General features: G+C 53.3%; 18 protein-coding genes. 4 read left to right on the forward strand and 14 right to left on the reverse strand.

The genetic code is table 11. The features are described from left to right. Positions 1–62 precede the first annotated feature (62 nt). The 5 genes from H6B51_RS00600 to H6B51_RS00620 all read right to left on the reverse strand — a co-directional run bounded on the left by H6B51_RS00600 (position 63) and on the right by H6B51_RS00620 (position 5,292). Positions 63–1,445 (reverse strand): MATE family efflux transporter, encoded by a 1,383-nt coding sequence (locus H6B51_RS00600; RefSeq protein ID WP_243421071.1) that lies wholly within the window; start codon positions 1,443–1,445, stop codon positions 63–65. A 365-nt stretch (positions 1,446–1,810) separates the two neighbouring features. Then, on the reverse strand, positions 1,811–3,319 hold the full coding sequence (locus H6B51_RS00605) for a tyrosine-type recombinase/integrase (protein WP_204881831.1): 1,509 nt from the start codon (positions 3,317–3,319) through the stop codon (positions 1,811–1,813). 72 nt (positions 3,320–3,391) lie between these two features. Next, the gene (locus tag H6B51_RS00610) at positions 3,392–3,658 is read right to left on the reverse strand and encodes a hypothetical protein (protein WP_204881832.1); all 267 of its coding nucleotides are present in this window, start codon (positions 3,656–3,658) and stop codon (positions 3,392–3,394) included. 415 nt (positions 3,659–4,073) lie between these two features. Further along, the gene (locus H6B51_RS00615) at positions 4,074–4,388 is read right to left on the reverse strand and encodes a hypothetical protein (protein WP_204881833.1); all 315 of its coding nucleotides are present in this window, start codon (positions 4,386–4,388) and stop codon (positions 4,074–4,076) included. Between the two features lie 211 nt (positions 4,389–4,599). Continuing rightward, entirely contained in the window at positions 4,600–5,292 is a 693-nt protein-coding gene (locus H6B51_RS00620) for a primase-like DNA-binding domain-containing protein (protein WP_204881834.1), read from the reverse strand. 126 nt (positions 5,293–5,418) lie between these two features. Between H6B51_RS00620 and H6B51_RS00625 the strand changes: the two genes are divergently transcribed. Beyond that, positions 5,419–6,096 carry a ParB/RepB/Spo0J family partition protein gene (locus tag H6B51_RS00625; RefSeq protein WP_335342077.1) on the forward strand — a complete coding sequence of 226 codons (678 nt, stop codon included), beginning with the start codon at positions 5,419–5,421 and terminating at the stop codon, positions 6,094–6,096. Positions 6,097–6,150: 54 nt separating this feature from the next. Then, positions 6,151–6,339 (forward strand): hypothetical protein, encoded by a 189-nt coding sequence (locus H6B51_RS00630; RefSeq protein WP_087327846.1) that lies wholly within the window; start codon positions 6,151–6,153, stop codon positions 6,337–6,339. A gap of 577 nt (positions 6,340–6,916) precedes the next feature. On the opposite strand, the gene H6B51_RS00635 is transcribed toward H6B51_RS00630, so the two are convergent. The 9 genes from H6B51_RS00635 to buk form a co-directional block, all read right to left on the reverse strand. Beyond that, positions 6,917–8,206, reverse strand: coding sequence for an MFS transporter (locus H6B51_RS00635; RefSeq protein ID WP_087327843.1), 1,290 nt, complete (start codon positions 8,204–8,206; stop codon positions 6,917–6,919). A gap of 65 nt (positions 8,207–8,271) precedes the next feature. Continuing rightward, on the reverse strand, positions 8,272–9,282 hold the full coding sequence (locus tag H6B51_RS00640; protein WP_087327840.1) for a phosphate acyltransferase: 1,011 nt from the start codon (positions 9,280–9,282) through the stop codon (positions 8,272–8,274). A 2-nt stretch (positions 9,283–9,284) separates the two neighbouring features. Beyond that, entirely contained in the window at positions 9,285–10,358 is a 1,074-nt protein-coding gene (locus tag H6B51_RS00645; RefSeq protein ID WP_070103852.1) for a phosphopantetheine-binding protein, read from the reverse strand. A 19-nt stretch (positions 10,359–10,377) separates the two neighbouring features. After that, positions 10,378–11,676, reverse strand: a complete 1,299-nt coding sequence (locus tag H6B51_RS00650; RefSeq protein ID WP_087327837.1) for a thiolase family protein — start codon at positions 11,674–11,676, stop codon at positions 10,378–10,380. A 109-nt stretch (positions 11,677–11,785) separates the two neighbouring features. Continuing rightward, entirely contained in the window at positions 11,786–13,537 is a 1,752-nt protein-coding gene (locus H6B51_RS00655; RefSeq protein ID WP_204881835.1) for an NADH-dependent [FeFe] hydrogenase, group A6, read from the reverse strand. A 14-nt stretch (positions 13,538–13,551) separates the two neighbouring features. Further along, positions 13,552–15,303 carry an FAD-binding protein gene (locus H6B51_RS00660; protein WP_087340252.1) on the reverse strand — a complete coding sequence of 584 codons (1,752 nt, stop codon included), beginning with the start codon at positions 15,301–15,303 and terminating at the stop codon, positions 13,552–13,554. After that, positions 15,303–15,590 (reverse strand): 4Fe-4S dicluster domain-containing protein, encoded by a 288-nt coding sequence (locus H6B51_RS00665; protein ID WP_087327828.1) that lies wholly within the window; start codon positions 15,588–15,590, stop codon positions 15,303–15,305. Before H6B51_RS00665 ends, H6B51_RS00660 begins: the two co-directional genes overlap by 1 nt. A 60-nt stretch (positions 15,591–15,650) precedes the next feature. Then, a complete protein-coding gene (locus tag H6B51_RS00670; protein ID WP_140397289.1) occupies positions 15,651–16,391 on the reverse strand; it encodes an acyl-ACP thioesterase domain-containing protein in 741 nt (246 codons plus the stop codon). A gap of 58 nt (positions 16,392–16,449) precedes the next feature. Next, positions 16,450–17,562, reverse strand: coding sequence for a butyrate kinase (gene buk / locus H6B51_RS00675; protein WP_087327821.1), 1,113 nt, complete (start codon positions 17,560–17,562; stop codon positions 16,450–16,452). A gap of 234 nt (positions 17,563–17,796) precedes the next feature. On the opposite strand from buk, the gene H6B51_RS00680 reads away from it, so the two are divergent. Both H6B51_RS00680 and acpS read left to right on the forward strand, forming a co-directional pair. Beyond that, complete coding sequence (locus tag H6B51_RS00680; protein ID WP_087327818.1) at positions 17,797–19,350, forward strand: PucR family transcriptional regulator; 1,554 nt, start codon at positions 17,797–17,799, stop codon at positions 19,348–19,350. A 32-nt stretch (positions 19,351–19,382) separates the two neighbouring features. Beyond that, on the forward strand, positions 19,383–19,763 hold the full coding sequence (gene acpS / locus H6B51_RS00685) for a holo-ACP synthase (protein WP_158099467.1): 381 nt from the start codon (positions 19,383–19,385) through the stop codon (positions 19,761–19,763). Positions 19,764–19,890: the final 127 nt, after the last annotated feature.

Here is a 19,890-nt window from a genome sequence, read left to right on the forward strand (position 1 = left end):
TGTCAAGTTAATAAAAAGCCATGCCGGACAACCCTGCTGAGGCTGTCCGGCATGGTTTTTGGTCAGGTGTTAAGGGAAGGAACGCCTACGGCCGGCCGGAAGCGCCGGTACACATAGAAGGAGAGAAGTACCGTCAGGGTGTCCGCCGTGACCTGGGACCACACCAGGCCGTACATGCCGAATATGGCGTTGAGCAGAAAGAGCATGGGGATGTTGAAGCCCAACCACCGGGTGACTCCCAGGAGCAGGGAGATCCGGCCCTTTCCGAAGGCCTGGAAGAGATAGACGGTAAAGAAACTGAGGAACATCAGGGGGGTGGCCAATACCCGAACCCGGAGAAACTGAGAAGCCAACTCCACTGTCAGGGGGTCGGAGATGAACAGATGGGCGAACTGGACGGCAAAAAGCTCATATAGGGCAATGCTGACGGCAGCGATCACCAGTCCCAGCCGGCGGGAAAGGCGGATGGCTTCATTCATGCGAGCCGCGTTTCCGGCAGAGTAGTTGTAAGCCACCAGAGGCAGCATACCTTGACAGATGCCAACTCCCACATTGAGAGGGAAACGCTCCACCTTCAGAACGATGCCAATGGCGGCCAGGGCCAGGTCGTGGTAGGAAACCATCAGCTTGTCCAGTACCACATAGTCCAGGTCAAAGAGAAAGGTGGCGATGGCGGAAGGAACGCCCACGCCGAATACGGCGATGACGCTGGCTTTGGCGGGAAGGCCGTGTTTGGGGAAAAAGGTGATCACCGAGCCCCGTCCCATCCGCAGCAGTACTGTCAGGAAGAAGAGAAAGGCCACGCAGTTGGACAGGCAGGTGGCCATGCCGGCTCCAAGCACCTCATAGCCGTCCGGCATAAGCACAAACATAAACAGGGGATCCAGAGCGATGTTGAGGACGCCGCCCAGAATGATGCCGGCACTGGCCTCCCGGGAGCGGCCGATGCTGCGGATCAGGTTGGCCAGCACATTGGACAGTACTGTGGGCACACCGCCGATGACGATGACACATAGGGCGTACTGCCTGGCGAAGGAAAAGGTGTTTTCTCCTGCTCCCAATAAGTATAGTATGGGATCCATAAAGCATCCGATCCCAGTGGCAAAGAGGGCGGAGATGGAGAGCCCCAGGTACAGGGAGAAGGTGCCCACCCGCCTGGCCTCTTCCGGTCTGGACTGGCCCAGCAGGCGGGAGATTAGAGAGCCCCCGCCGATTCCCGCCAGGCCCGCCAGACAGAGGGTGATGTTGAACACAGGAAGGATCAGGGAGGTAGAGGCCACCATATAGGGGTTGTTGGTCAGCCCCACGAAAAAGGTGTCTGCCATATTATAAATCAGCACGATCAGCTGGCTGACCACCGCGGGGAAGATCATCTTCCGCAGGGCGGCGGGGATGGGGAGACGTTCGAATACATCGGCTTGGGCGGGATTGGCTTGTCCTTGCATCGTGTGCCACCTGAGCTTTCCGGTTGCTGGATGTCACTACCTGCCGGGAGTGGCATGCGGCCTTGCCGTAATCTGTTACATTTAGAAGGAATACCTATCAGCGCCAAAAATTCAAAAAGAAGGACACCCCGGCGGATGCCCTTCTTCTTGGAGCTACTGGTGGGAATCGAACCCACAACCTTCTCATTACGAGCGCTGCCTGAAACACCCTTTTGGGGAGATATGGTAAAGAAATTAACTTGTTGACAAAATGTGTTTTTGTTGGCATGATGACATAAATTGCGTCAAAAATCACACTTATTGTACCGTCTTTGACATCGGATGTCAACAAAAAATGAAGGGTGGTCTGTTGACCACCCTTATGCTCACACTACCATCCTGTTGGCATTTTTTCGATTGAGTTCATCATAAAAACCCTCTGTTGCTTTCATAGCCATTTCATCGTTGACGTGGGTATAAATCTTCATAATAATATCTGGGGTGTTGTCACCCATTATTCTTTGGATGACTGAGATTGGCTGACCAGATAGGATCAAGCGAGTACACATCGTATGTCTGAATTTATAGAGATTGATTCCCATATCCTCAATATGATACTGCTTTCTGTATCTTTGAATCAGAGATTGATAGGATGATTCTGACCTGACATTACCTACCTTATCTGAAAAAATAAATTGACTGTTACGCTTGCCTGCACTCCTGCTCCTACTGACAAATTGCTTCCACTCCTGTAAGGCTTTTACGGCCAGATCAGACAGTCGGAGTGTCCTTACACTATACTCAGACTTAGGGGTGGAGATGATGTCCCTATGCTTTGCCTGTCGTTTCAAAGTAGTAATTTCTTCATACTGCACGGTTGCAGCCTGCTGAATTCGGATTGTCTTTTGGAGTGGGTCGAATGAATCCCATTCCAGAGCCCTCAATTCCCCAGGACGCATTCCAGTACACTCTAAAACTGCAAAAATGGTGTAAAGTTCCAGACTGTATTTTCTGCTGGTTTGAAACAGAACATCTATATCCTCGTCTGAGAAAGTAGGATATTTGTCTTTGGCGACAGGCTTTTTACTGGTAGGACACCTTAATCTTCTCATAATATCTACTGGTATATCGTTGTTATCAAGGGCTGTCTGAAAAATCAGTTTGGTTGTATTGAAACTGTGTCTTACGCCACTTTTAGCGTAAGCGTACCTGATTTTTTCAAAAGCCTTTTTGATATCCTGTTCTGTAATCTCTACCATCTTCTTGCTGCCTATGTATGGCAGCATCATCTTGCTTCCTCGTCTGTAATTTTCAATCGTGCGGGTTGTGGCTTTGCCAACACCAGAATTCAACAGTTCAATAGCGTATTCCTCAAAGGTCAGTTGGGTGTACTGGGAGAGGGCAAGGGATGCCATAGGTTGAGCAGGAACAAAAGGTGTGCTGACTACCTGAACCCCATTCAATTCCTGTAACCTCTTAGCAAGGTAGGCATCAGCCTCTTTCTGAGACTTGGAACTCTTGCTCTCTCTTTTCCTCTTGCCATCAGGGGTCTTCCCAAGGTCTATCTGCACCATAAACCTACCATCTTTTAGGGCTGAAATATACCCCTTATAAATCATACCTGCACCTGCTTTCTCTGGCTCAACGACTACATCATCTTTGGTCAACAGGCATGATACCTCCTGGGGTTCTGGATATCCACTGGGATGTTGCCCAGAATCAACAGTTGAATTTTGTCCCGCAAGGCTTTCTATGCTTTGCGTGGTAATGTAGGTATCGCCAGCTGCGGCGATACCTACCAGAACACCCGTATTAATCATTGACAGGACTGCTTTCTTGGGAACTCCCAACTTCTTTGCTGCTGAAGGTACACTTATCAATAAACTATTATTCATATATCAAATCTCCTTAACCAATTTTATAGAAACCACTTGTTTCTGCATTGATTAAGGAAAACTGTCATCGTTTTAGTGTGTTTTTCGTTTTTTGTGTTCTTTTTGAAGTGTATATGTCAAATTCATCAAATCATCTGCCAAATCTGCGACACTCCTGATAATTAACTTATCGCCTACATCCATACTCTCCAAAAGTTTGCAGAATTCACCCCTGTTATTATCCTGGTCAAAGACAAGCTGTTCATCTGTAAGCCCCATCTTCTGGATCAGTTGAAAAACTGGTTGATTGCTGTGCTTTTCTACACCATTCCCATTTTCCATCACATAGGCCCAAACCATAGGTACACCCCCTTCCTGTTATTAAGAGGGAATAGGGGAACTTCCCGTATTCCCTACACAATGAAAACTGTATCAAAATCCCTTGACATTTTGGATTTATGACCACAATCTAAGGGGTTTTGGTAATAAATAAAAATATTTGCTGATTTTTTGCATCTAATATTTTCAGCACCATAAAATATAGGTAAATAACACTTTAGATGCTCAAAAAATAAATATTTTTGCCTTTATTCCCTTGAGAATGCGGAAATAATTTAAATTCCCATATTCATCCCATTTTGGTTATAAATTGAATTATGACCAAAATCCCAATGGACTTTGACACTTTCCCGTAACCCATCAGGGAAAAGGGGAAGGACTACAATCCAAAGGATAACAGAACCATCCCCAATCCCATAAGGTTTTGACACACTCATTAAGTTCCTGAGCGTAGAAACTTAGTCTGCACTTTGAAACACTCAGTCATAAAATTTTCAAACTCTAAAAATTCAATCTTATCTTTACATATCTGACTGGGTGAGTAAATCAGCAGCGTGTCAAACCTTGCTTTTGCGTCAATTACCTTGACTTCCCTAAGAATATCTTTTGAACCACCAAAAGTTACAATACAATCAATAACCTCAATATTACTTTTCCAAGCCTGCATAGCGAGTTGACAGGCCTGATAAACTGCTGTCCTAATACCACTTTTATCACTCTTGACTTTCAAAGCGATTACCGCTTTTTCCATAAACACCACCTCTTTTTCTTAGTCCATCTTCCTGAACCACTACTCAATATAAAAATTACTGTCCCACATTTCCTATAACTGTGTCTTTCTTTTCCATTTATGCCCTTCATTTTTCTGAGAAAAGAACAAATAGTGGGTAGTGCTGCTGACAAAGATGAACCCCACGCCGGTACCGGCGTGGGGTTAGTGTTGAATATACATATTCAAATCCTCAACTCTGACTCCAGATCTCCTTGACCTTTTCCAAATCGTCTGCTGATACGGTAGAGCCAGCCATATTTTCAAACAGATAACTGACCTTTGCGATAAAATCAGGTTTCTTTATGGGCATCAGGTGATGTTCTATACACCATTCATTGTACCTATCATACATACTGCCTTTATCGTGAAACTGACACTCAGACCTGATATTTTGGATAAACCAACCTTTGGAATTGTTGAAATGAGCGTATTTCAGGGTTTCATAAGTCAGTCCTACACCCTCTCCACCAAGTAACTTCTTTTTGTCTTTGGCAAACTGCTGTGAGGTTTTCTCCTCCATATTAGCATATAGAACACCCATTTCATTTAGGCGCACACCAACAAAATACTCTATACCACTCTTTTTCTTTTCAAATGACCTACTTATTTCCTCATAGAATTTGTTACGGATAGTGGGCTTAAAGTTGTTGTCCCTACACCAATTTTTATAAGTAGAGAAAAGCAATGTGGTCTGTATTCTATCAGTTGAATTTTCACTTTTTTCCAGACAATCCTCAATAAATTGTTCTGTTATATCCATTTCCTTTCTGTACTCACCCTTATAAGCCTGCATACTATCGGTCTCAAAAATCTCTTTTTCCTCTAAGACCAAGGACAACCCCTGCAGCATCCAGTTGAAAATACCTGCTTTTTCTTGCTCCAACTTGCTTTTTAGGGTGGGGTCCTTTTGGGTAATGACCTGCTCAAACGGGAATAGGCGTAACCTACCCCAAGCTGCTGTATCCCTGGGTGGAATATATGGCCTAAAATTACTGTCAATGAAGATAGTGTGAAGGAACGGGGCATCCTCTCCCCGGTGCTGGTGCGGCCCATGCCGGACAACAGCTATCAAATGGTGTCCGGCCACCGGTGCAAGCTGGCTGCAGAGCTGGTGGGCCTGCCCACGGTTCCCTGCTTTGTCCGGGAGCTGACCGACGATGAAGCCATCATCGTCATGGTGGACAGCAACCTTCAGCGGGAGCAGGTCTTACCATCAGAAAAAGCGTTTGCCTACAAAATGAAGCTGGATGCCATGAAGCGACAGGGAGAATGCACAGATTTAACTTTTGGCCCAGTGGGCCAAAAGTCTGCTACTATCAATTCCAGAAACGATTTAGCCGCGGAAGCCCCCGATAGTTCCAGGCAAATCCACCGCTATATCCGCCTAATAAACCTGATTCCCCTAATTTTGAGCATGGTTGACAATACTGTGCTGAAAGAAACGGGCAAGCCGCAAATGGCCCTGCGCCCCGCCGTGGAGCTGTCCTATCTGCCAGAAAGTGAGCAGACCGCCTTGCTGGAGGTTATGGAGGGCGAGGACCGCACTCCGTCCCATGCCCAGGCCATCAAAATACGGAGCTTTTCAGAGCAAGGCAAGTTAAACCCGGATGTGATCCTGTCCATCATGCAGGAGGAAAAGCCAAATCAGGTGGAGCAATTCAAAATGGAGTATTATCATAAAAGTTGAGTCCCGGAACGCAAGGAAAGATGGTAAAATAGAGAAAGCTGAGGAGGGCTCAACATGGGAAAGAGGTACACTGCGGAGGAGCGAGCAGAGGCATTGAAGCTGGCGGACGAGATCGGCGGGGCGGCAGCGGCCCGGCGTCTTGGGATCCACAGAGCAACCCTTTTTCCCAGATTCAATGCGGCCATAAAAACTTCTGTCAATATTCAGCGTTCGTGCATTTTTTCTTGTGTGCATCCTTTTTGAATGCAGAGTTGGCGAATACGCTTCCCACTTTCAGTTATGTCATAGCTCATATGTATAGTCTCCAATCTCAGAATTTTGGAGGATCTGAGGTTGGAGATCGTGGCAAAAAGGCTGTGGGGTCTGCGCTGGCCAACCTGCACATGGTTACCAGCTTCAGACCTCTTAGGTGGAACTCTGAGGCTGGTGATCATGGGTATTTGGCGATATAGGGCTGCCACACTGTGGTGTCGTCCCAGCTGCACAATTTTTCGACATGAACCATCAAAACTCGACAAAAACAGAAATCCGATGTTTCACAGAAACATCGGATTTCAAGAAAGGAACAGACGTATAATGTTTTTTCGCAGAGCAACCTGCGTTTTGGATGCACGTATATCAGCAGCACCATATATTTTTTCTCTTTTCATTGCTATATTTTTCTTGTATTAATCATAGCATTGGATGCTGAGCTGCCGGCCAGACCACATGGTATTGATTTTCTGGTTAATCGGAAACTGCTGTGCTCGATAAAAGGGTGCCCTCCCGTATAAAGAGCATACGGGGGGCTAAGAGAGGAGAACAGGATTGGTCAATCAATTCAATCCTGCCGGCCCTTACATTGATTGGTGACACACAGCAGCAGGATCAATCCCAGCACATCCACCCCGATAAATACAGCATAGGGCAGTGTGTAATCACCATTGGAAATTGTGAGCAGAACAGCCATCAAGGCGAAAGCAGCCTTTTGCAGCAGAGAGGCAATGGGAGATACCAAACTGTTGGCAGCTTGAAAATCATGCCGGCCATACACGGAAATGACCAGAGAAGGCATCAGATTCAGCAGGCCGCCGATGCCAAAGCCCACAAAGAGAACGGCAATATAGATGAGGATCTCCACCTGTGCAAAAATCAGCAACAGTAGGGCGGCGATATAAGACAGGGAGTAGACACAAGAAGCGGGCTTGGTCCCCACCTTCTGGTCCAACCAACCCCAAAAATAGGAGCCGACCAGCCCAATCAACGCGGCTACGGTGAGCATGAGCATAGCCTTGCCTTGGGCCGCTTCAGCTCCCATAGCGGGAGCCCACACGCTGATCATCCGGGGCACAAACTGGGACACGATCCCTACAGTGACCATCCACAGGAGGCCAAAGCCGACGGCAATGAGCCACATATCCTTATCCCGCAGCAGACGTCCCACAGTGAAGCTGCTCTTGTAGGACTTCATCTCGTTGAGTTGAGCAGACAGCTGTTCGCCGCCTTCTTTGATGTTATCGGGATAGACTCCTACCTCCTCCGGATAATCCTTTACCCAGAAGAAGGTGATGATTCCCATCAGCATCACCACGATACCCACGCCCGCAGAAGTCATTGGCAGACCGATGGCACCGTACAGGGTGCTCAACAGGGCTACAAAGGTGGCTGTGGCCAAAGGCGCGCCCATGGTGGCCCAGCCCAGCGCAATGCCTTTCTTGCGGGGAAACCAGTTGCCCATCAGGGTGGCGGTAGAAATGAGTCCGAAAGCGTTGGCCACAAAGCACAGCGCAGTGAGTACGATCAAATATAAAACGGGGGTGCTGGCAAAACCAAAGATGATATACAGGATACCGGCGATAATCAATGATATGCCGGACATCAGGCGGACACCTGTTTTCATGCAGATGTGGCCAAATACCACACCGCCCAATACACCAATGACACCGGCAGGGGTGGCCAAACCCAGAAGCAGGTTTCGGTCCATTCCATACATACCCGCAAACACATCCGGGTAAAGGTTCATGCTGTCTACACAGAGTCCTGCGTAAATATAGTAGAGCAGGAGTGTGTAGATGATCATGCTCCAGCCCCATTTGCCGAAGCGGTTGTTGGTCAACTGCTTACTGTCCATAGTGAAGTTCCTCCCTTGTCAAGATATCCAGACGGTCCTTTCTAAATTGGCGCTACACTGCGTTATTACGATTGCTGATCCGCCGCAAGCACACTGAGCAGCGCAATGTTGTTGTAGAGAGTCACATCAGTATCGCTCCGGGAGCAATCCAAGATTGGAAGGCGGAACCCCTGATATAGAGGCCCGTACTGCTTCACGCCTTTCGCAAAGCGAAGCACCAGCTTCGAGCCGATATTGCAGGCTGCCGCATCTGGGAAAATGAGCACATTGGCCCTGCCGGCAACCTCGCTGGGGCGTTTCACCTTCTTTGCCCCGACGCGTTCGTCAATGGCGGCATCCGTCTGGAATTCTCCGTCGATCTTGAGATCCGGGCGCAGCTTTTGCGCCAAAGCCAGCGCATCGCGGATCTTCTTGACAGGTTCACTGGAACCGCCGCTGCCGTCGGTGGAGTAGGAGAGGAACGCGCACCGGGGTTCGACGCCCGTAATTGCGCGGAACGTCTCACAGGAAGCAATGGCGATGCTGGCGTGCTGCTCCACCGTAGGAGAAATGCAGACCGCGCCGTCGGACATACCGAAGCAGGTACCCTGCTGGCCGCCGAAGTCCTCCGCCTCCACGATCAGCATGCCGGACGCGGTGGGGACTCCGGGCTTCAGGCCGATGGTGCTGTTGGCCGCCATGATGAACTCATAGGTGGTGGCGTTCACCCCGGCCAGCGTGCCGTCCGCGTCGCCCACGGCCTCGATCACCAGAGCCAGGTACAGGGGGCTGGTGATCCGTTTGGCAATGAAGCTCTTGGGCATCACTTTCTCCGGCAGGGCGGCATAGCGATCCAGAAGGGCGCTGACAAAGGTCTCGTCCCCCGGGTCAGCAATGGGGATGCCGGCGATGTCCAGGCCCAGCTCGTCCGCCCGCGCCTGTACCTCGGCGGCGGGGCCCACCAGGAGGATATTGGCGATCCCGTCGTGATGGGCCTTTACAGCGGCCTTCATCATGTAGTCGTTGTCGTACTCAGGAATGGCTATGGTTTTTACATCGGCCTTCGCCTTTTCATAAATCGAATCAATAAAGCTCATGCTCAAAGCCTCTCTTTCACCTTGGCGACGAACTCGCCGATGGTATTCAGCAGGCTGGCCTCCTGGATCTCGATGGTGACCTGGAGCCTCTCCTCGATCTCAGAGATCATCACGATCATCTTCATGGACTCGTTGGAGAGGTCCTCACGGATGTCCGTGTCCAGAGAGATAGTCTCCTTGTCCACGCCGTAGGCCTCGGCCGCGCATTCGATAACGGTCTGGCCCACCGGGTCGTCCACGGGGGCGGCGGCGCGTTTCGCGGCGCTTTCCTTGGCCTGGGGTGCGTTCGGCGTCCCCGCGGGCTGAGGATCGACAGTGATGCCCTTCCGCTCCTTTACCGTGGCGACGAACTCGCCGACGGTGTTGAGCAGGCTGGCCTCCTGGATCTCGATGGTGACCTGAAGCCGCTCCTCAATCTCGGAGATCATCACGATCATCTTCATGGACTCGTTGGAGAGGTCCTCGCGGATGTCGGTGTCCAGGGTGATGGCCGCTTTGTCTACGCCGTAGGCCTCCGCCGCGCAGCTGATGACGGTCTGGGCGATCTCATCGTCCGCGCCGGCGGGTCCAGCTGGGACTGGGACCGCCGCGGGGGCGGACTCCTCGGCCTTCTTCGCGGGCTTCAACTCGGGGATCTTCTTGAACTCGCTCTCCCCGTCGATCTCCCACACCACGACCTTGACATCCTCGTCCTGGATGATCAGCGGCTTGACCGCCACGGGCTTTTCGCTGATCGCCTTGTCGAACTCCGCGTATTTGTCGTAATCCACATGCAGAAGGCTGGTGTTAAAGGGGTCGGCGCCGGGGATCTCCACTTCGACGGCGAAGTAGTCGCCGTGCTGATTGCGGAAATCAGGGTCGCCGAAAGCACCCTTGGTGGGCAGGGCCTGCTTGACCACGCCCCGCACATTGGTCAGATCCACCCACTCGGTGTCCAGACCGCCGCAGGCGTTGCAGCAGAGGAACGGGGGAAACTCGATGTGTCCGCACCGCAGGCATTTGCGGCCCAATATCGTGCCCTCTTCCAGTGCGTCATAAAAGGTCTTTACGATGGGCTTCAAATCATACTTTGTCATGACAGCGTTTCCTCCCATCTCACTTTTTCTCCAACATGATATTCAGCAGGTTCTGCGCGCCGCCGAAGCCGCGGAGCATGGTGCGCTTCACCTCGTGCTTCACCTGGGTGGCCCCGGCGTCGCCGCGCATCTGGTGCACGGCCTCGTAGAGATCGTGCAGACCGGAGGCGCCCGCCGCGTGGCCGTAATGGCAGCGCCCGCCGTTGGAGTTCACCGGGCGGTCCCCGTCAAAGGCGATACGGCCATCCCGGACATACTGCCAGCCCTCTCCCTTGGGCAGATACTCGCAGATCTCGGCGGCCAGCATCTGGGACTGGTTATAGAAATCGTTGGTCAGGAATAGATCCATATCCGCGCCGGTCAGGCCGGTCAGCTCTTTCATCTGGCGGTAGGCGTTCGTGGTGGCCTGCATCTCCAGCCTCGGGTTGCTGTTCTCCAGACAGGAGTGGCCCACGCCCAGCACCTCGATGGGATGGTCTGTGTACTGGTAAGCCTTCTCCGTCGGGCAGACGATTACGGCGGCAGCGCCGTCGCATCGCTGCTCAAAGTGAGCACCCCGCATATACTTGCCGATCAGTGGGTTGAACTTGGAGTGGAGGTACTCATAAGCGGAGTCCATGCCCGCCTCGGCGGCCAGCTCGTCGTAGGTTTTGCTGGTGATGGCGGACAGGGGATTCAGCGCGGCGGCCCGGCGGCTGTGAATGGACAGCGCCGTCATAAAGGCGTCCACGTCCTCGGGGCTGATATTGTTCTCTTTGACGTAATAGTCCAGCCAGGACTCGGAGTTGAAGGGAAGGGCGCCGCGGGTGAACAGGGTATAATCCCGGGGCAGGGTGGAGCACAGCGTCTCATGGAAGATGGCGTCGGTGCCGAAGCGGCGCTTGGTGAGCACGCGGGTGGGATAGGCGATGGAGTAGGGCATCTCGATGCAACCGCTCAGCACCATGTCATACTGCCCGGAGGCCACTAACTGCACCGCGGTCTCCAGAGCCACATAGCCCGTGGCGCAGGCTTCGCTGTGGTGGTAGGAACCCTTGGCCTTCATACCGATCCAGTTGGCGACGTGCATATTGGGGGTGGCGTAGTTGCTGGTCCAGCCGGGGCCGGCCTGACCGTGGATGTAGAACTCCACGTCGCTGCCGTCGATCCCGGCGTCCTTCATGGCGTCCCGGGCGGCGTAGCCAAAGAGTTCCGGTTCACACAGGCCGTCTACGGCGGGGTCGTCCAGGACGCGCACAAATGGAGTGGCGCCCACGCCGATGATGGATACGCTTCTGGAATAGGGCTTCAGTTTCGGGACGTTATCGTTGAAACTCATTTCGTTTCTAGCCTCCTGTCTGATAGAATTGATTGGTTGGAAGTTAATGGATCCATGCGGCAAGTCGGATCGCCGCATGGTTCCATTGAGTTTTCCGGCCTTGCCTGATTTACCGCATGATGTAGCTGGTGTGCAGCAGCTTGTGGGCCTTCTCGCTGCCGGGCTTTCCAAGGTAGTCCGCGTAGATCTTGTTCAGCTCCGGGTTCTCATGGGACTTGCGCAGGACGCTCTGGTCGTCGTTGAGATAGAGCGCGGCTGCCCGCACTGCGGGGACATCCTGCAGTGCCTGTACCACCGCCGGTTGGTGAGGCTGTCCGCCGCCGTTGACGCAGCCGCCGGGGCAGGCCATGATCTCCACGAACTGATAGTCCGCCTCACCGGTCTTGATACGGGTCAGCAGGGCGTTGGCGTTGGCCAGACCGGAGACCACAGCCACCTTGACCTGGGTGCCGTTGAGGTCGTAAGAGGCTTCCTTGATGCCGTTCATGCCGCGCACGTCGGTGAACTCCAGGTTCTCCAGAGGCTTCCCGGTGAGCTTTTCCACAGCGGTGCGCAGGGCGGCCTCCATCACGCCGCCGCTGGCGCCGAAGATCACACCCGCGCCGGTTCCCTCACCCAGAGGTTCATCAAATCGCTCCGAGGGGGAGATGGCCTCCAACTGGATCTCGGCGTCCTTGAGCATGGTGCCCAGCTCGTTGGTGGTGATCACATAGTCCACGTCCGGCACATCCGCGCCGCACTCGTCGGGGCGGGTGATCTCAAACTTTTTCGCCGTGCAGGGCATGACGCTGACGGTGACGATCTTCTCCTTGGGGATACCCATCTTTTCCGCGTACCAGGACTTGATGAGCGCGCCGAACATGGTGTGGGGAGACTTGCAGGAGGACAGGTTGTCCAGCATATCCGGGTAGAAGTGCTCCGCGTACTTGATCCAGCCGGGGCAACAGGAGGTCAGCATAGGCAGCACACCGCCGTTCTCAATCCGCTCGATCAGCTCGTTGGCCTCCTCGATGATGGTCAGATCGGCGCCCACCTTGGTATCGAACACCTTATCGAAGCCCAGCTTCCGTAGCGCACCGGCGATACGGCCCTCGGTGTCCACACCTAGGGGGAACTCGAAGGTCTCACCCAGAGCGGCCCGGACAGCGGGCGCCACCTGGACAACCACGAACTTTTCAGGATCGGCGATGGCCTCCTTCACCTGCTCCCACTGGGGCTTCTCAGTGAGGGCGCCCACTGGGCACACGGCCACACACTGGCCGCAGTTGACACAGCTGGCGGCGGCCAGGCCCTTGGGGGAGGCGGGGGCGATGGTCTTGTCCAGCCCCTCGCCGGTGGCGCAGATGGCGGACACCGCCTGAACCTTGGCGCAGACGTTGATACACCGTCCGCAGCGGATGCACTTGTTGTTGTCCCGCACCAGCACCACCGAGGAGAGGTCTAAGGGCTGGATGCTGCTCATGGGCAGCTCCGCCTCGTCTGTAAAACCGTACTCATGGAGCAGGTTTTGCAGCTCACACTGGGTGGAGCGCATACAATAGACGCAGGACTTGTTGTGGATCGCCAAGATCTTGGCCAGCGCCTCCCGCCGCGCCGCCATCACCGCGTCACTCCGGGTCTGGATCTCCATGCCCTCACGGATGCGGGTGGTGGAGGCGTTCATCAGCTTGCCGTCCACTTCCACCACGCAGACGCCGGAATCGTCCACATCGACGACGCCCTTCAGGTAATAAAGGGTGGGGATCGGCTGCTGTAAAAACTCCCGCTGGAATTTCAGTGTCTCAAAGGACGCGTCCAAGATTGTGATCCCACGCTTCATGGTATAGTCATAGCCGTTGATTTTGATATTGACTGTGTTCATTCCCGCACCCCTCCTTATTTGTAGTATTCTTCCACATGGCCTTCAGGGATCTGGTACCCCTCCGGGCGGATGGGATATCTCCACATGGGGATGTCCTCCGTGAACAGCTCCATCTCGCCGTCCTTGCCCTGACGGATATTGATCCACTTCAGCCAGTTTTCGTTATCCGTCTCGGGATAGTCCGTCCGGTAGTGGGGATACATGATGCCGCGGCTCTCCTTGCGCATATCCGCGGAGCGGAAGATCATTTCCAAGCACAGGATGGTGTCCGCCGCCTCCAAGCACTTGGAGAGCGTGTGGGGGTCGTCCGCCGTGAGCTGGGGGATCAGCTTTTTCATCTCCGCAATGTCCTGATAGACCTTATGGATCTCAGCCTCGCTTTTCAGGACACACTTGTTGACATCGAAGATATAGCGCTCGATCATATCATAGATCTCCTTCGGCTGCCGCCCGTTGGGACGGTTCAGCGGAGCGTAAATCTTTTCCTTCAGTGCGGCTACCTGCGCAAGGTCAAGTTCATCCCAGTCCGCGGCCGCCGCATAGGGAGCGATGCTGTCGCCGGCCATCATGCCGGTAGTGGCGGCGTTGCCCAAGCCGTCGCCCCGGGTCCAGCCGAAGTAAGCGTTGCCTTGGGTGGAGACCTTGCCGGGGGCCCACAGGCCCTCCACATCTGTCTTGATGTCGGTATCCACTTTGATTGGCTCCACTTGGATGACCGTTTTGATGGTGGCCTCCGGTTTCGTGCCCACATCGCCGATGTTTTTCGCCGTCTTGGTGAACACCAAATGCTCCCACGCCATCTTGTCGCGCAGCATACGCTGGGTGGACTCGTCCATGTCCGTGCCGCCGATCATCATACGGACCTCGTCAGGCTTCTCCAGATCCACCCACAGCGGCCCATTGCCCGCCGCAATCTCCTGCACCATGGCGTTGACCAAGGTGGGGGTCACCTCCCACTCGATGTGGCCGATATATTTCTGGGTCAGGTTCTCCCCGTGCTTGTTGCAGATCATGTTAAAACCGCCATAGATGGGCGTGTTGGTCTTTTTGAATACCACGTCCACTTGGGTGGAGAACTCCACGTTCCGCATCACCGCGCCGACGCGGTACATGGCGCCTACGCCGGTGCCGTATCCCATAAACTCCAAACCGATCTTCTTGAAATGGCAGCCCTGCGTGGCCATAGCTACCGCCTTCGCGTGGAAGATCTTGCATTCGCCGTGGTCCATATCAAAGCCGATGGCGCCGATGACCTTGCCAGTTTTGCTGGTCAGCAGTTCAAAAATGTTGACACGGCTCATCAAGCGGATACCCAGCTTCAGGGCAAAGGACCGGAGCTGAGCGTTGACGTTGATGGAGATGCCCGCCATATCCAGTGCGTCAGGGATAAACGGCAGCGGCGTGGCGTTGCCCTGCTCATCGCAGGAGAGCTGGACGCCGCAGTGCTTCATGTAGTCAATGTTGTCCCGATGAACCTCTAAGTACCGCTTGAGGAATTCCTGATCGTTCAAAAACGGGGTGTGGGCGTTCACCAGATAACCCAAGGCGTTCATCACGCCGTCCGGATGCTTTGAGGTGGCTCGGATCCCGTTGCCGGCTTTTGTGGATTGCCCGTTCCAGCCGATGACGCCCTTGTCGATCACCAGAATATCCAGCTCCGGGTTCTTTTCCTTGGCTCGGATGGCAGTGGTCAGGCCGGCCATGCTGCCGCCGACAACCAAGATATCCGCAGTAAACAGTTCACCGTAATCCTTCACATCTGCCATTACTGTTCCGCCTCCTTTTTCTTCATCAACTCCGCACTGTACTCCAGCGGATCGACCTGCAGCGTAGCGATTGCCTGAATGTCAATGACGTTGTTCAGGCAATCCATTTCACACTGATAGCACAGGACACATTCATCCGGGTACTTCGGATATGCGTGATGGTGCTCCTCGTCCCATTGCCACACGTTCTCCTGACACCTGCGGATGCACCGCCTGCACCCGCAGCAGCGGTCTGTATCCACCACATACCGCACGCTCTGCTGTTGACCTCTGTTTTCTACGACCATTCTTCCTTGCCCCTCCGTTCAAAATAGTTTTGTTTGTGTTTCTCCTTCGGTGTATTTTATCTACTGTAGACGATCCCTGCCGCCGGCAGGAACGTCACAGGATTCATATTGGATCACGGCGAGAAACGAATCCACTTGGTTAACGCTCCCGCGCACATACAGGCACTGTCCCTCTACGGCGTAGCCCAGCGCCACCGTCTGGCCTTCCATCAACTCGTTGATATACTGCATCCAGATGGAGCGCGGTTCATACTGCCCATGGTGACCGCCCGCCCAAAGCTCATCGGCCCATTGCAGATAACAAGTGTTGTTCATATGCCCATTCTCGTCGATTTCATAGGCACAGACTGTCCGTACAAATCGGTTGGGCAGTTCCTCGGGGAACGCCCTGCGCAGGCTGGGGACATCTGCCTCTCCGGATATCACCACCTCCGGCAGAACCGGGATTTCTGCCGCCGTCAGCTTCCGACTGGCTCGATCCATGGGCAGAAACAACACCGCGGCACTGACCAGCGTCTCGCCCGTATCGGCGAAAAACGCGTATTTCCGAACGTGCATGGAGCATTTTTTCCGGCCCGGCCAGATCCGCACCAAAAGGTTCTCATCCAAACGGGGCAGCCGCTTGATGTGAATGGAGGTCCACCCGACGACCAAGGCGATATTCTTTTTCTCCACCGTTTCCCTGTCCCAGCCGTACGCCTCCATCTGCCGTTTTACAGCGGCCTCCATCACTTTGGCCAGCACATGGGGTGGCATCCGCCCGGACGAGTCTATGTGACAGTGGGAGACAGTGAGCTTCATCTCCAGCACACCCTCGGGACAGTGCGCCGTGAACGCGGGAAACTGTGCCCGCCCTGTCTCAGTCAAACGCAAAACCGCTCCATACCGGCTTGCCCGTGTACGTCTTGACTTCCTCCACGCCGCTCAGGACACGGATTGCCCCGGATGCCAGCGCCTCGGTCTCGAAACTGCCCGGATAGACGTAGACGGGGGCGATCCAGCTCAGATCCTTGGTGAGCTGTTCCACCAAGACCTTGTCGTTGGCAAGGCCGCCCGTCATCAGGATGGCGTCCACCTGCCCCCGCAGGGCCCCGGCCATCATGGCGGCCCATTTGACCATCGTATATTCCATGGCATCCAGCGCCAGCTTAGCCCGCTGATCTCCGGCAGGAATCAGTTCGCTGCGGATTTTCCGTACATCGTCGGTACCGCACAGCTGCATGAGCCCGCCCCGGCGGGAGGCAATCTCGTTAATCTCCTCCGGCGTCATGCCCCTTCGGATCAGGGTCATCACATCGTCAATGCACAGATCACCGCTCCGGTTCGGGCAGATCGGACCTTGGCCGTCCCCGATGCGGGTGCTGTCCACAGCCCGCCCCTTCTCGTGGGCGGCGATGCTTGTCCCGCCGCCCATGTGCAGGATCACATAATTGCAGTCCTCATAGCGCTTCTTCATCAGTTCGCTGTGATGAATGGCCACCTGCTTCATATTCAGCGGATGGGCGTGGGAGGGCCGGTACAAATCTCGGATACCGGTCATCCGGGCCACATCGCTCAACTCGTCCGTACTCATGGGATTTACGAAGTAGGCGGGCACATTCAGCTTTGCCGCGATTTTGGCGGCAAGCACGATGCCCAGTGTGGCAGGATGATTGATGCCTTCCACGTCGTGCAGCGCGTGCTCATACGCGAGGTCGTTGATGAGATATGTACCGCCTGTGCAGGAATGGACGCCTACGCCCCGACCGGATACGGCGTCAATGGATTCCAGTTCGACCTTTGCCTCCCGCAGCATATCCCAAATCATTTGCTCACGCTTGGGTACCTGATCCTCGAAATTCGGGCAGTCCTGAAACATCCCTTTCGGGGTGTCCACGTTCAGATCCAGCAAAATCTCGTCCCCACGGACCAGCCCGAGCTTTGTCCCCGTCGAACCGGGATTCACCGTTAGAATCGTGTAGGCGTTTTTCATCAGCATGTTCCTCCTGTTCCCCTATAAACTTCCACGAATTTTTTGTTGCGAACCAGTTCGTTTTTGAATAATATAATTATAATCGGGTTGTCCCTAAATGCCACATACATAGCTTTTGGAAAAAGCAAACCCGTTTCCTACAAACTTGTACGATGAATGTAGGCAACCGATTTGCTATAATTACAAAGATACGACAGAAAACGGCATGAGAGTTTTCCAGAGGAGGAAGGTTTCATGTGTATTACCGTCAGTTTGCTTCAGAAATTATTCGACGCCCATGATAAAACCGAGCTGTTGGGCGCCCCCCTCGGAGACGACCGCCTGACCCGCTGGGAGATCCTTCGGGAGCAGAATGTCTCTCCGCTACCGGACACGGTGTATATCAGCGACAGCTTGGAGGCGGTTAAGCGGCAGACGCAGAGCGGTTGTGGCCATCTGGTGTTCTGCACCGGCCCCGCATTTGAGAAAGCGCAGTTGCTGAACGCATGGCAGGGCTGCATTTTGTTCATCCAAACAGAACAGACAGGGCGCATCGTCCAAACCATTCGGGAACGCTTTCTCATAGAGGATCAAAAAAGCGCCATGAGCGCTGTGCTTTTGGATGCCTTGACAGGGGGCGCAAGGGTTCAGACGCTGGTGGATGCGGCCTATCCGTTCCTGCGGAACCCTCTCGTGGTTTTCGATTCCTCCTACTGGATCGCTGGCCTTACCAGACAGGCACTTCAGGCCCAAGAAATGCAGGTTACAGATCTGCTGCTTGAAAACGGGGGATTTTCCAGCGGGGATTACACGTTCGCAAATCGCGGGGCACTCCACAGCCGGGTCAAAAAGAGCAAAATTCCGATCATGGCATTCCATGAGCAGATGCAGATCAACCAGCTGCTGGTATCTGTCTGCGCCGAGAAGGATTACGGCCATATCGTGGTCAATGAGTTCGAGCACACCTTTACTGAGATGGACAGGGAGCTTCTGATGGTTCTGCGCAGCTATATCTATTTGCAAATGAAACACGATGAGCTTCTGCACCAAAATGGGAAACGGCCGTCTGAGCATTTTATCCTCGATCTGCTGGATGAGGCGGTGGTCGTGAGCGGCGCCTATCAGGCATTTATTTATCAGCTGGACCGCACCTTCCCCGGCAATATGCGCTGCCTTGTTATTTCAACAGAGCTGACGCCGGGCGCTGTCAATATGCTGCAAATACGCAATCAGCTTGAATACCTCTTTGCCAACAGCAGGATTGTCGTTTATGAGAAAAAGCTCCTCGCCTTGGTCCCGGTCATGCCCAACGGCAGGCTTTCGGAAGCATCGCTCAAATCGTTTTGCACGTTCTGTGTGAAAAATAAACTCTATGCCTCCCTCAGCAACCATTTTTCCAATATTATGGAGATCCGTTCCTACTATATTCAGGCACTGAGGGCTTTGGAAGCGGCACGGGCCATTCACGACGTGCCCGGCTGTTACCGATACGAAGATTATTATCTTGTGCATTTGAAAAATTTGTTCCTGCAAAAGGAGCCTCTGGAGGTTTTCCTCTGCCCCACACTGAAATGTCTCTCTGCACACGATCAAAAAAACAACACTGAACTGGCATATACCCTCTATATGTATTATTTGAACGACAGAAATCTAGTCCAAACGGCAAAGGCGATGAATATGCACCGTTCATCCCTCAATTATCGTTTTGAAAAAATCAACGAGCTTTTGGGAGAACTACCTGAATCTGCCACAGAACGGCAGTATTATATCCTTTCGTATCAGTTTCAAAATTCCGCGCTGGAATGTTGAGTAAACATACAGGGGAGCAGGAGGAGATGGCCATGATCAGGGGGATCGGAATTGATACGGTCGTCATCGGAGACGTCGAGGGTCTGTTAAAACGTATGAGCAAAGGCACTCTGTCCAAAGTATTTACCCAGGGAGAATTGTCCGCCGCCCAAGAAAAGGCAGGCCCGGCAGAATATCTTGCCTCCCGATTTGCTGTAAAAGAGGCTGCGTTTAAAGCAATTGCCCCAAGGCTGGCTGACAAGGGATTTGACTACCGCCGAATCGAGACGAGAAACAATGAGGACGGAAGCCCATATATCTATGTTGACAGCTTTCTCCAAGCGATATTGGACTGTGCCGAGATCACATCGCTTTTCGTTTCCATCACAACAACCGGCGGCATGGCCACTGCTTTTGTTGTTGCAGAATCGTGAATTTATGACCTGACATTAGTAAGCGCTCAATAACCACCCGTATACAGTCAAAACCCGGTAGGACTTGCAATCCTACCGGGTTCGTTTATTTGCAATCAGAGGTCTCCAAATATTTACGGCGTTTTAC

The organism is Pseudoflavonifractor phocaeensis, assembly GCF_016901955.1.
Classification (GTDB): Bacteria; Bacillota; Clostridia; order Oscillospirales; family Oscillospiraceae; genus Flavonifractor; species Flavonifractor phocaeensis_A.

Coding starts and splice junctions, on each gene's coding strand:
- H6B51_RS00605 (WP_204881831.1), bottom strand. CDS start 3,319: ATGAATAATAGTTTATTGATAAGTGTACCTTCAGCAGCAAAGAAGTTG.
- H6B51_RS00630 (WP_087327846.1), top strand. CDS start 6,151: ATGGGAAAGAGGTACACTGCGGAGGAGCGAGCAGAGGCATTGAAGCTG.
- H6B51_RS00615 (WP_204881833.1), bottom strand. CDS start 4,388: ATGGAAAAAGCGGTAATCGCTTTGAAAGTCAAGAGTGATAAAAGTGGT.
- H6B51_RS00650 (WP_087327837.1), bottom strand. CDS start 11,676: ATGAGTTTCAACGATAACGTCCCGAAACTGAAGCCCTATTCCAGAAGC.
- H6B51_RS00640 (WP_087327840.1), bottom strand. CDS start 9,282: ATGAGCTTTATTGATTCGATTTATGAAAAGGCGAAGGCCGATGTAAAA.
- H6B51_RS00665 (WP_087327828.1), bottom strand. CDS start 15,590: ATGGTCGTAGAAAACAGAGGTCAACAGCAGAGCGTGCGGTATGTGGTG.
- acpS (WP_158099467.1), top strand. CDS start 19,383: ATGATCAGGGGGATCGGAATTGATACGGTCGTCATCGGAGACGTCGAG.
- H6B51_RS00660 (WP_087340252.1), bottom strand. CDS start 15,303: ATGGCAGATGTGAAGGATTACGGTGAACTGTTTACTGCGGATATCTTG.
- H6B51_RS00645 (WP_070103852.1), bottom strand. CDS start 10,358: ATGACAAAGTATGATTTGAAGCCCATCGTAAAGACCTTTTATGACGCA.
- H6B51_RS00635 (WP_087327843.1), bottom strand. CDS start 8,206: ATGGACAGTAAGCAGTTGACCAACAACCGCTTCGGCAAATGGGGCTGG.
- buk (WP_087327821.1), bottom strand. CDS start 17,562: ATGAAAAACGCCTACACGATTCTAACGGTGAATCCCGGTTCGACGGGG.
- H6B51_RS00655 (WP_204881835.1), bottom strand. CDS start 13,537: ATGAACACAGTCAATATCAAAATCAACGGCTATGACTATACCATGAAG.
- H6B51_RS00610 (WP_204881832.1), bottom strand. CDS start 3,658: ATGGTTTGGGCCTATGTGATGGAAAATGGGAATGGTGTAGAAAAGCAC.
- H6B51_RS00670 (WP_140397289.1), bottom strand. CDS start 16,391: ATGAAGCTCACTGTCTCCCACTGTCACATAGACTCGTCCGGGCGGATG.
- H6B51_RS00680 (WP_087327818.1), top strand. CDS start 17,797: ATGTGTATTACCGTCAGTTTGCTTCAGAAATTATTCGACGCCCATGAT.
- H6B51_RS00600 (WP_243421071.1), bottom strand. CDS start 1,445: ATGCAAGGACAAGCCAATCCCGCCCAAGCCGATGTATTCGAACGTCTC.